This window comes from Microbacterium sp., from assembly GCF_041909575.1.
Classification (GTDB): domain Bacteria; phylum Actinomycetota; class Actinomycetes; order Actinomycetales; family Microbacteriaceae; genus Microbacterium.
Map to the genome: position 1 here is coordinate 1 of NZ_JAYRDE010000115.1, position 9,093 is coordinate 9,093.

Genomic DNA, 9,093 nt, shown 5'->3' on the forward strand with positions numbered 1-9,093 from the left:
CACCCGCTCCGCCGGTGTTGCCACTTCGGGGGGCTTCCGCACTCGCACACCGACCGGAAGTGGCAACTCGAGCTGTCAAGGCGGGGTGGCGGCGGCATCCGTCGTTCGTAGACTGGGGTCGCGAGGAGGTGCCATGCGCCCACTGACCGAAGACGACGTGCGCTCGTCGTTCGTGAACGCTTCACCGGATGAACTGCGGATCGTCGCCCTGCCGGCCGACTTCGTGCTCACCGACTGGGATCACCTCGATTTCTTCGCGTGGCGCGATCCGCGCACGCGCGGACGCGGCTACATGATCGCCGAACTCGACGGCGAGCCGCGAGGGATCGTGCTGCGCGCCGCCGACGGGATGTCGCGCGCCCGGTCGGCGATGTGCAATCTCTGCCACACGACGCAGCCGGCCGACCAGGTAGCCCTGTTCACGGCGCGGCGGGCGGGCTCGGCGGGTGAGCACGGCGACAGCGTCGGCACCTACATCTGCACCGACCTGTCGTGCCACGAGAACGTGCGGCTCGCGATGCCGCTCGCGCCGAACGAGGTGCGCGCGAGCGTGGATCTGCGCATCGACGGGACCCGCCGTCGCACCGAGGCCTTCGTCGGACGTGTGCTCGAGACCGCGGAGATCCGCCGATGACCCGCGTCGTCGTGGTGGGGGATGCCCTCATCGACGAGCTGCGCGACGACAACGGCGTGCGCGAGTTCGTCGGCGGCGCGGCGCTCAACGTCGCGGTCGGACTGACGCGCCTCGGGGTTCCCGCGACGCTGATCGCGATGGTGGGCGACGACGAACCCGGCAGCCGCATCCGCTCCTATCTGGGCGACTACGGCGTCGACCTCATCGAGACCCCCTCGCCGCTGGGCACGGCCCGTGCGGTGAGCACGCGCACCGGTGGGGGTGAGCCGGAGTACGTGTTCAACGAGGCGTCGCAGCGCCGCCGTATCCGCTTCGGGGATCGCGAGCGGGAGGCCATGGCGGATGCCGCGCTCGTCGTGGTCAGCTGCTTCGCGTTCGACGACGCAGAGCAGGCGGCCGAACTCGCCGGCACCATCTCCTCAGCCGGCGTGCGTGTGGCCGTAGATCCGAACCCTCGGAGCGGGATGCTGCGCGATTCTGAGGAGTTCGTGCGGGGCTTCGAGCGACTCGCCGCGGGAGCGGCCCTGGTCAAGGTCGGTGAGGATGACGCGAGCCTGCTGTACGGCGACAGCCTCGACGCGCTGCGCACCCGGCTCGTTGACCTCGGCGCCGACGCGGTGCTCGCCACGCAGGGCGCTTCGGGCGCGACGATCGAGGCCGACGACGTCGTGGTGACGCATCCCATCTCGAGCCTGCCCGGCCGCATCGTCGACACGATGGGGGCAGGCGACGCCGCGTTCGCCGCGACCATCGCCGCGCTCGCCGAGGGCGACCCCGCGACCGAGGAGGAGTGGGCCGCCGTGCTCGCGTCGGCGATGGACCTCGCGGCCGCGACCTGCCGCTTCGAGGGGGCCCTGCTGCGCACTCCGGCGGCCCTCGAGTCGCTCGATCTGGACCGGCTCGGCACCTGATCCGGGCGCCTGCCGGCTCGATTTCGAGCACTGCCCGACACAGCGTAAGATGGTTGATCGCGCCTCCGGTCGTCTGTGAAAGTCGGACGGGTGCGCCTGGCGAGTTACCCAAGCGGCCAAAGGGATCTGACTGTAAATCAGCCGTCTTAGACTTCGGGGGTTCGAATCCCTCACTCGCCACCGAACGAGAAAAGCGCCCCCTCGCGGGGCGCTTTTCTCGTTCATCCGGCCGAACCGCTCCTGGCTCTCCGCCCGCGAGGGCACGCGACCGGTTCGCGATCTGACCAGCGGCGCGATGCTTGTGGACAGTCCCCGGCGCCCTCGGTCGCGGCCGCGATAGCGTCGCGTCGACGGGTTGCCGCCCCTGGCGAGAGGGGCGGCGCCCGTCTTCTCTCTCCTGGCTGAGTCCGCCGCATCGATCGCTACGCTGACCGCATGCCCTGGACCGCGACCGGAACCCTGACCGCCCACGCCGCGCTGCAGCATCCGTCCCTCGTCGCGCCGCCGGTCGCAGCCGCGCTGGGAGCGCTCGCTGCCGACGTCGCCTCGTCGATCGGCGTGGCCGAGATCGATCCGGCGCTCGCCGACACGGCTGCGTTCTGCGAGCGGTACGGAGTGGCTCCGGATGCCTCGGCCAACTGCGTCGTCGTCAAGGGGAAGCGCGGCGGCGAGGTGCGGTTCGCGGCGTGCCTGGTGCTCGCGTCGACGCGTGCCGACGTGAACGGCGTCGTGCGGCGTCGACTGGACGTTAGGTCGGCGTCGTTCGCACCGATGGACGAGGCCGTCGCGCTCACGGGCATGGAGTACGGCGGCATCACGCCGGTCGGGCTGCCCGCGGACTGGCCGATTTTCGTCGACGCGGCGGTGGCTGCGGCGCCCGAGGTCGTCATCGGCGGGGGAGTGCGTGGCAGCAAGCTGTTCCTTCCGGGTCATGCGCTGCTCTCCCTGCCGGGTGCCGAACTCGTCGAGGGCCTGGCGAGGGCGTCGGGCTGAGGCATCCGCCCCTCGCGGCTCTGCGGCCACCCTCGGGCGCGCGGGGGTCTGCGGCCACCGTCGGGCGCGCGGGGTTCTGGCCGCCCTCGGGCGCATAACTCCTGCAGAACCGGATGCTCCGGCGCAGCCACCCCCGGAAACTCGCGGTCGCGGGCGGCTCGCGCCGCGAAGGTGCAGGAGTTATGCGCCTCACCGACCGGGTGCCCAGGCCGGGCCGCGCCAGGCCGGGCCGCGCCAGGCCGGGCTGCCCAGGCCGGGCCGCCCCGGCCGGGCACTACATGCCCACCCGGACCGCGCTCTCCCGGCGCACGCCGGGCCCGTGCCAGGATGGGCGTGCGGGCGAGCGTCCGCGATTGAGAGGACCGCCATGACCGTGCCCGAGCACTACGAGCCCGCACCGCAGCCCACGGCGGACTCCGGTCCGTCGTCGCTGCTCCGCGCGGCCATCTGGGTCGCGATCGGCGCCCTCATCGCCGCGGCCATCGTGTGCGTCGTGTGGGTGCTGATCGGCAACCAGAACGGCATCGTAGGCCGCGCGTTCCTGACGATCCTGCTGCTGGTCGGCTTCGCCGGCGCCACCATCCTCGACGCCCACCTCGCGCCGCGCCGCCCGGCGTGGTTCGCGCTGGCCAGTCTGGGTGTCTGGATCGCGACCCTGCTGATCGGCGCCGTCATGATCTGGATGCCCGAGCGCTACTCGTGGGGCGGCTTCTCGCGCTTCATCCAGTTCCTCTTCATCGTGCTGATCCTGCAGCTCGTGCTGCTCCACGTGCGCCTCTACCTCAAGGCCTTCCAGCGCTACGACACGCCCTTCACGCGGACCGTGGCGATCGTCACGATCATCCTGGTCGTCTCGCTCGCGGCGCTGCTGATCATCCCGCTGATGCTCGGCGAGTACCTGTGGTTCCCCGAGATCTACTGGCGGGTCACCGTCGCCGTCGCCATCCTGGCCGCGGTCGGAACCGCCCTCATCCCGCTCGTGAACCTCCTCTTCGCCCCGAAGCAGCCGCGCGCCGCGACACCGCACCCGGTGCCGTACGGGGCTCCGCACGGAGCCGCGCCGGCTCAGCCCGCGCCGGCTCAGCCCGCGCCCCAGCTCGTCGCGACGCCCGCAACCACGGCGCTCAGCCCCGCCCCCGCGCCGGCGGCTCCCGCCGCGCCGGCCGAGCAGGAGCTCCTGCCCTGGCCGACCTATGTCGACGGCCACACGCCGCTGCCGATGCTCCCCGACGGGTCGCCCGACTGGAACGCCTACTACACCGGGTATCCCACCCCGGGCGCCCACGTGTTCGGGGCGCCCGCGCATCCCGCGGCGCAGACACCGCCCGCTCCGGCTGCGCAGACGGATGCCGCGGCCCCGACTTCCACCGGGTACGAGGGCTTCCCGCCCCCGCCGCCGCTGCCCCCGCGTCCCTGAGGGGGGCGTCAGCCCCGAAGCCTCAGCTGAGCAGTTCGAGCGCGGCCATTGCCGCGTTGTGACCGCCGAGCCCGCTGACGGCCCCGCCGCGCCGCGCGCCCGAACCGCAGAGCAGCACGCGGGCGTGGGCGGTCTGCACGCCCCACCGCTCCGCCGGGGTCTCGAGCGGAGCGTCGTCGTCCGCCCACGGCCACGACAGCGGTCCGTGGAAGATGTCGCCCGCGGTCATGCCGAGCGACTCCTCGAGGTCGGCGGTCGTACGGGCCTCGATGCAGGGCGTGCCGTCCGGCGCCTCGAACACGACATCGGCGATCGGCTCGGCGAGCACGGAGTCGAGCGAGCGCTGAGCCGCGGCGAGCAGCGCCGAGCGCGCAGCATCCGGATCCTGTCCGGCGACGAGCCGGTGCGGCACCTGCAGTCCGAACAGGGTGAGGGTCTGCGCCCCGGATGCCCGGAGCTCGGGGCCGAGAATCGAGGGATCCGTGAGCGAGTGGCAGTAGATCTCGGCAGGGAGAGGTTCGGGGATGCGGCCGCCCGCGGCGGCGTCGAACGCGGCGTCGAGCTGCGACATCGTCTCGTTGATGTGAAACGTGCCCGCGAACGCCGCCTCGGATGCGACGGCCGTGTCGCGCAGCCGGGGGAGTCGGCGCAGGAGCAGGTTCACCTTCACCTGGGCGCCCTCGGGAGCGTCCTCGGGGCGTGCTTGCTCGCCCATCAGGCGCGCGAGGACGGCCGGTCCCACGCCGCTCAGCACCAGACGTGCGTGGACCGTCGACGCGCCCTGCGCTCCTTCGAACGACACCTCGCCGTCGGGTGAGATCGATGTCACCGCGGCGTTCGTGCGCAGGTCGGCACCGGCTTCGCGCGCCGCGCGCTCGAGCTCGCCGCTGACGCGCCCCATGCCCCCGACGGGGACGTCCCAGTCGCCGGTTCCACCGCCGATCACGTGATACAGGAAGCAGCGGTTCTGCCGCAGGCTCTCGTCGTCCGCCGACGAGAACGTGCCGATGAGACCGTCGGTCAGGGCGATGCCGCGGGCGATGTCGGTGTCGAGCGCGCCGCGCAGCACGGATCCGAGCGGGCGTTCGAACAGGTCGTCCCACAGTTCGGCGTCGCCGAGCGCGTCCCGCACGGCGCTGCGTCGCTGCAGCGGCGCGGTGACCGTGGGGAACAGCTGCCGCGCGACCGGTGCGATGCGGTCGTAGAAGGCGGCGAAGCGGCCGGCCTCGGTCGTGCCGCCGGTGACGCGGGCGAACGATGCGGCAGTGGCCGCGGCATCCGCTGTGTCCACCAGGATGCCGCGCGAGGGATCCGCCGGATCGGGGGTGTATGACGAGTACCGCCGGCGGGTGAGGTCGATGCGCAGGCCGAGGTCGTCGATCACGCGGCGGGGGAGCAGGCTCACGAGGTACGAGTAGCGGGAGAGGCGCGCGTCGATCCCGGCCCACGGACGCTCCGACACCGCGGCGCCCCCGACGTGGTCGAGGCGTTCGAGCACGACGACGGATCTGCCCGCCCGCGCGAGGTAGGCGGCGGCGACGAGGGCATTGTGCCCGCCGCCGACGATCGCGACGTCATGGGTTGCGGAGCGGACTGCGGCGGCCATCCCTCCACGCTAGCCGGGCGGTGACGGATGCCTCGCCTCCGGCGGTCGGTGACGGATGCCGCGCTCTCGCCGCTAGCGTGGACGCATGAGCCTCGCGCACGACCTCGAAGCCCTCGCCGTCGACATCGCTCAGGATGCCGGAGAACTGGCCCGCACGCGGAGGCTCGAGGGCGTCGCGATCGCGGCGACCAAGTCCGCGCTCGCCGACATCGTGACCCTCGCCGACCGTGAGGTCGAGGCGCTGATCCGCGCCCGCCTCGCCGAGGCGCGCCCCGAGGACGGGTTCCTCGGCGAGGAGTCCGGCGCGGAGCGGGGAAGCTCCGAGGTGACCTGGGTCGTCGATCCGATCGACGGCACGGTCAACTACGCCTACGGATCGCCCCAGTACGCGGTGAGCATCGCGGCGGTCGTCGGCGAGCCGGTGGCCGGGCGATGGGAGGCGATCTCGGCGGCGGTGTACGCCCCGGTATCGAGCGAGCTGTTCCGCGCGGCACGCGGCGGTGGAGCGTGGCTCGGTGAGCAGCGGCTCACCGTCAACGCCGAGGTGTCGGCGGCCGGTGGGCTCTTGGCGACGGGATTCGGCTACGACCCGGCCACGCACGCGGGCGACCTCGCGCGGGTCGCGCGGGTCATGCCGATGGCGCGCGACATCCGCCGCGGCGGCGCCGCCTCCCTCGACTTCGCGTACGTCGCGTCGGGGCGCCTCGACGGCTACTTCGAGCGCGGGCTGGCGCCGTGGGACCACGCCGCGGGCGCGCTCCTGGTCACCGAGGCCGGCGGCTCGTTCGCGTTCTTCCCTCCACCCGAGGGCAGCGATCGGCCGCTCACGGTGGCCTCGTCGCCGTCGATCTTCGAGCGGCTCGTCGACGCGGCGCTGGACGACTGACCCTGGGTGTTTCATAAGAATGAATAGGAAATCGCGCGACTTCCCGAACCCCACATGGCATTCCCAGGCCGTCCGCGATAGTGTTTACCCGATCGTTACTTTCGCGCCCGAACGCCCGAAGTGATCATTGCCCGCCGTCCGTACCGTTGCCCCCCGATGCGACACGACCGAGAGCTGCCGCTTGCCTTTTGATGCCCCGATGGCTGAGCCTGCGCCCACGCGCCGTTCCAGCCGCACTCCGTCCTCGCCTGCACAGGCATCGTCGGAGACCCTCGGAGCATCTCGCGCGGAGCTGCGCCGCCGCACCGTCCAGCCCCAGCCGGCTGCGGGCGTCTGGGACGCACCTTCCGACGAGAAGCGGAAGGATGCCGCGTCCGCCGAGATCGCGACGTCGCAGTCGCTGACCGACCTCCCCGCCGCGTCGACGGTTGAGCCGGAAGCCGTCATCCCCACCGCTCCCGTGGTCAACCTGGCCGCCGCGCCGCTGAGCCGCCGCGCTCGCCGCGCGACGACGGCTGAGCAGCCCGCGATCCTGGTTCCGACGACAGCTGAGCAGCCCGCAATCGTGATTGCCCCGGCCGCAGAGCAGTCCGCGATCCTCGAGCCCTCGGCCGCAGAGCAGTTCGAGCTTCTCGAGCCCGTGGTCGAGCCCGAGGCTCCCGCCGAGATCGTTCTCGAGGTCGTCGACACCCCGGCACAGCCGTCTGTGCCGTCCCGGCGCCAGCGCGCTCCGCGCCGTCCGCTCGACGAAGTGACCGTCGAAGCCGAGATCGTCACCGAGCCCGTCGTCCCGGCCGCGGCCGAGGAAGCTGTGCAGAGCGCGCAGGCTCAGGCCGCGGCATCCGTCGACGAGTTCGAAGCCGCCGCCCGGCTGTTCTCGTTCACCGGCGAGTTCGCCGTCCCGACCTCGGATGCACCGGTCGCCGACGCCGTCGCCGACGCCGTCGCCGAGCCCGCCGCGACCGAGGCCAAGCCCCACAAGGTCCGCCGCACCCCGCGCCCCAGGCGCGGCACCGCGTTCAAGCGGATCGCGGCGGCGTCGTTCTCGGTCGGCGTGATGGGCATCGTCGGTGCCGTGACCGTCGGCATGACGACGCCCGCGCAGGCCGTGGCCGCGGCCAGCGGAGTCGACGCGTCGATGATGTCGATCGTCGCTCCCGGCGACACGGGAAGCACCGATCTCGGTGCCGGCGAGATCCAGGCATACGTCGCTCCCGCGACGGTCGAGGCCGAGACGCTCGACCGCAGCGGCAACTACGACACGACCACCGTGGCCGAGCTCGCCTCGCAGGCCGGCATCAGCAACTTCTCGAGCCTGTTCCACAACGACCCGAACAGCGCCATCCAGTGGCCCTTCGTGGTCGGTGTGACGATGTCGTACGGGTTCGGCATGCGCGACGGCAAGCTGCACAAGGGCATCGACTTCACGCCGGGTGCCGGGTCGCCGATCCAGGCCATCGCCGACGGCACCGTTCGGGTGGCCTCCGAGGCCGGCGGCGACTACGGCGTGCACGTCATCATCGACCACGTCGTCGACGGACAGCTCATCTCGAGCCACTACGCGCACATGCTGTACGGCTCGCTGAAGGTGGTTCCCGGACAGAAGGTCACGGTCGGCACGGTGCTCGGCAACACGGGCAACACGGGTCGCTCCTACGGTGCCCACACGCACTTCGAGCTGCTCATGAACGGGACCACACCGATCGACCCGATGCCCTGGCTGCGGGAGCACGCCGGAGGCTGACGTCGATTCAGAGAGGTGCCGTTGCTCTGGTATCCTCGTCTAGTTGCCCGCGCGCGGGCAGCACGCCCCGATAGCTCAGTGGCAGAGCACTTCCATGGTAAGGAAGGGGTCGTCAGTTCAATCCTGACTCGGGGCTCGCAGCATCCTTCGTGAGACGGATGCCACGCGGCAGGGTAGCTCAGTTGGTGAGAGCGCACGACTCATAATCGTGAGGTCGCGGGTTCAAGCCCCGCTCCTGCTACTTCAGAGGTAAGGCACCGGTCTTACGCGCACAATTCGACGGGGGCTTCACCCGTCTGCACGGCGTCGCTCCATCAGAACGGTGTCGCGCCATTTCCCCGTCCACGGACCGTATGTCATGAGCGCGATGCGCTCCCTCTGACCCACGCGGCGGAAACCCGCCCGCTCGTGGAGTGCGAGGCTCGCGTGGTTCTCCGAAAAGATGCTCGACTGCACCGTCCACACTCCTGCGGCGTCCATCGCCGCGAGAAATGAGTCCAGGAGCGCTCGACCGACGCCACCACCGCGAACGTGCGTGGCGACGTACACCGAATGCTCGACGACCCCGCGGTAGACGTCCCGGGCGGAAACCGTCGACGCGGCGATCCAGCCGATCACGTCGCCATCGGTGTCGACGGCGACGAGCCGACCCGCCTTCAGCTTCCCGGCGTCGAATGTGTCCCAGGGCGGCGGATCCGCTTCGAAACTCGCGTTGCCGGTTGCGAGGCCCTCGCGGTAGACGGCTTCGACGGTCGGCCAGTCCTCGGGTCGCATCGCACGGATGCCGGGAGCGCTCATGGGCGGAGTGCGCTCACAGCCTGGTCGAGCGTTTCCGTGACGACGCGGAAGTACGCCCAGCGGCCGCGCTGCTCACGCGTCGCAAGGCCGGCGTCTACGAGCAG

At 71.5% G+C, this 9,093-nt stretch carries 8 protein-coding genes and 3 tRNA genes; 9 read left to right on the forward strand and 2 right to left on the reverse strand.

The window, feature by feature from the left end; all coding sequences use genetic code 11:
• Positions 1 to 133: 133 nt before the first annotated feature.
• The 5 genes from ACE3O1_RS13195 (at position 134) to ACE3O1_RS13215 (ending at position 3,955) form a co-directional block, all read left to right on the forward strand.
• Entirely contained in the window at positions 134 to 634 is a 501-nt protein-coding gene (locus ACE3O1_RS13195; RefSeq protein WP_374315775.1) for an FBP domain-containing protein, read from the forward strand.
• Entirely contained in the window at positions 631 to 1,545 is a 915-nt protein-coding gene (locus tag ACE3O1_RS13200) for a PfkB family carbohydrate kinase (RefSeq protein ID WP_374315777.1), read from the forward strand. The genes ACE3O1_RS13195 and ACE3O1_RS13200 overlap by 4 nt, the downstream gene beginning before the upstream one ends.
• A gap of 98 nt (positions 1,546 to 1,643) precedes the next feature.
• A tRNA-Tyr gene (locus tag ACE3O1_RS13205) sits at positions 1,644 to 1,725 on the forward strand.
• A gap of 255 nt (positions 1,726 to 1,980) precedes the next feature.
• Entirely contained in the window at positions 1,981 to 2,538 is a 558-nt protein-coding gene (locus ACE3O1_RS13210) for a YbaK/EbsC family protein (RefSeq protein ID WP_374315779.1), read from the forward strand.
• 367 nt (positions 2,539 to 2,905) lie between these two features.
• On the forward strand, positions 2,906 to 3,955 hold the full coding sequence (locus tag ACE3O1_RS13215) for a hypothetical protein (RefSeq protein WP_374315781.1): 1,050 nt from the start codon (positions 2,906 to 2,908) through the stop codon (positions 3,953 to 3,955).
• A gap of 22 nt (positions 3,956 to 3,977) precedes the next feature.
• Here the strand turns inward: ACE3O1_RS13215 and ACE3O1_RS13220 are convergent, their stop codons facing one another.
• A complete protein-coding gene (locus ACE3O1_RS13220; RefSeq protein ID WP_374315783.1) occupies positions 3,978 to 5,561 on the reverse strand; it encodes a phytoene desaturase family protein in 1,584 nt (527 codons plus the stop codon).
• Positions 5,562 to 5,646: 85 nt separating this feature from the next.
• Between ACE3O1_RS13220 and ACE3O1_RS13225 the strand changes: the two genes are divergently transcribed.
• The 4 genes from ACE3O1_RS13225 to ACE3O1_RS13240 all read left to right on the forward strand — a co-directional run bounded on the left by ACE3O1_RS13225 (position 5,647) and on the right by ACE3O1_RS13240 (position 8,432).
• Positions 5,647 to 6,447, forward strand: coding sequence for an inositol monophosphatase (locus ACE3O1_RS13225; RefSeq protein WP_374315785.1), 801 nt, complete (start codon positions 5,647 to 5,649; stop codon positions 6,445 to 6,447).
• Between the two features lie 199 nt (positions 6,448 to 6,646).
• Positions 6,647 to 8,191, forward strand: a complete 1,545-nt coding sequence (locus ACE3O1_RS13230; RefSeq protein WP_374315787.1) for a peptidoglycan DD-metalloendopeptidase family protein — start codon at positions 6,647 to 6,649, stop codon at positions 8,189 to 8,191.
• A gap of 64 nt (positions 8,192 to 8,255) precedes the next feature.
• Positions 8,256 to 8,327: transfer RNA gene (locus ACE3O1_RS13235), tRNA-Thr, on the forward strand.
• Positions 8,328 to 8,358: 31 nt separating this feature from the next.
• Positions 8,359 to 8,432: transfer RNA gene (locus ACE3O1_RS13240), tRNA-Met, on the forward strand.
• Positions 8,433 to 8,479: 47 nt separating this feature from the next.
• Here the strand turns inward: ACE3O1_RS13240 and ACE3O1_RS13245 are convergent.
• Complete coding sequence (locus ACE3O1_RS13245; RefSeq protein WP_374315789.1) at positions 8,480 to 8,989, reverse strand: N-acetyltransferase family protein; 510 nt, start codon at positions 8,987 to 8,989, stop codon at positions 8,480 to 8,482.
• Positions 8,990 to 9,093: the final 104 nt, after the last annotated feature.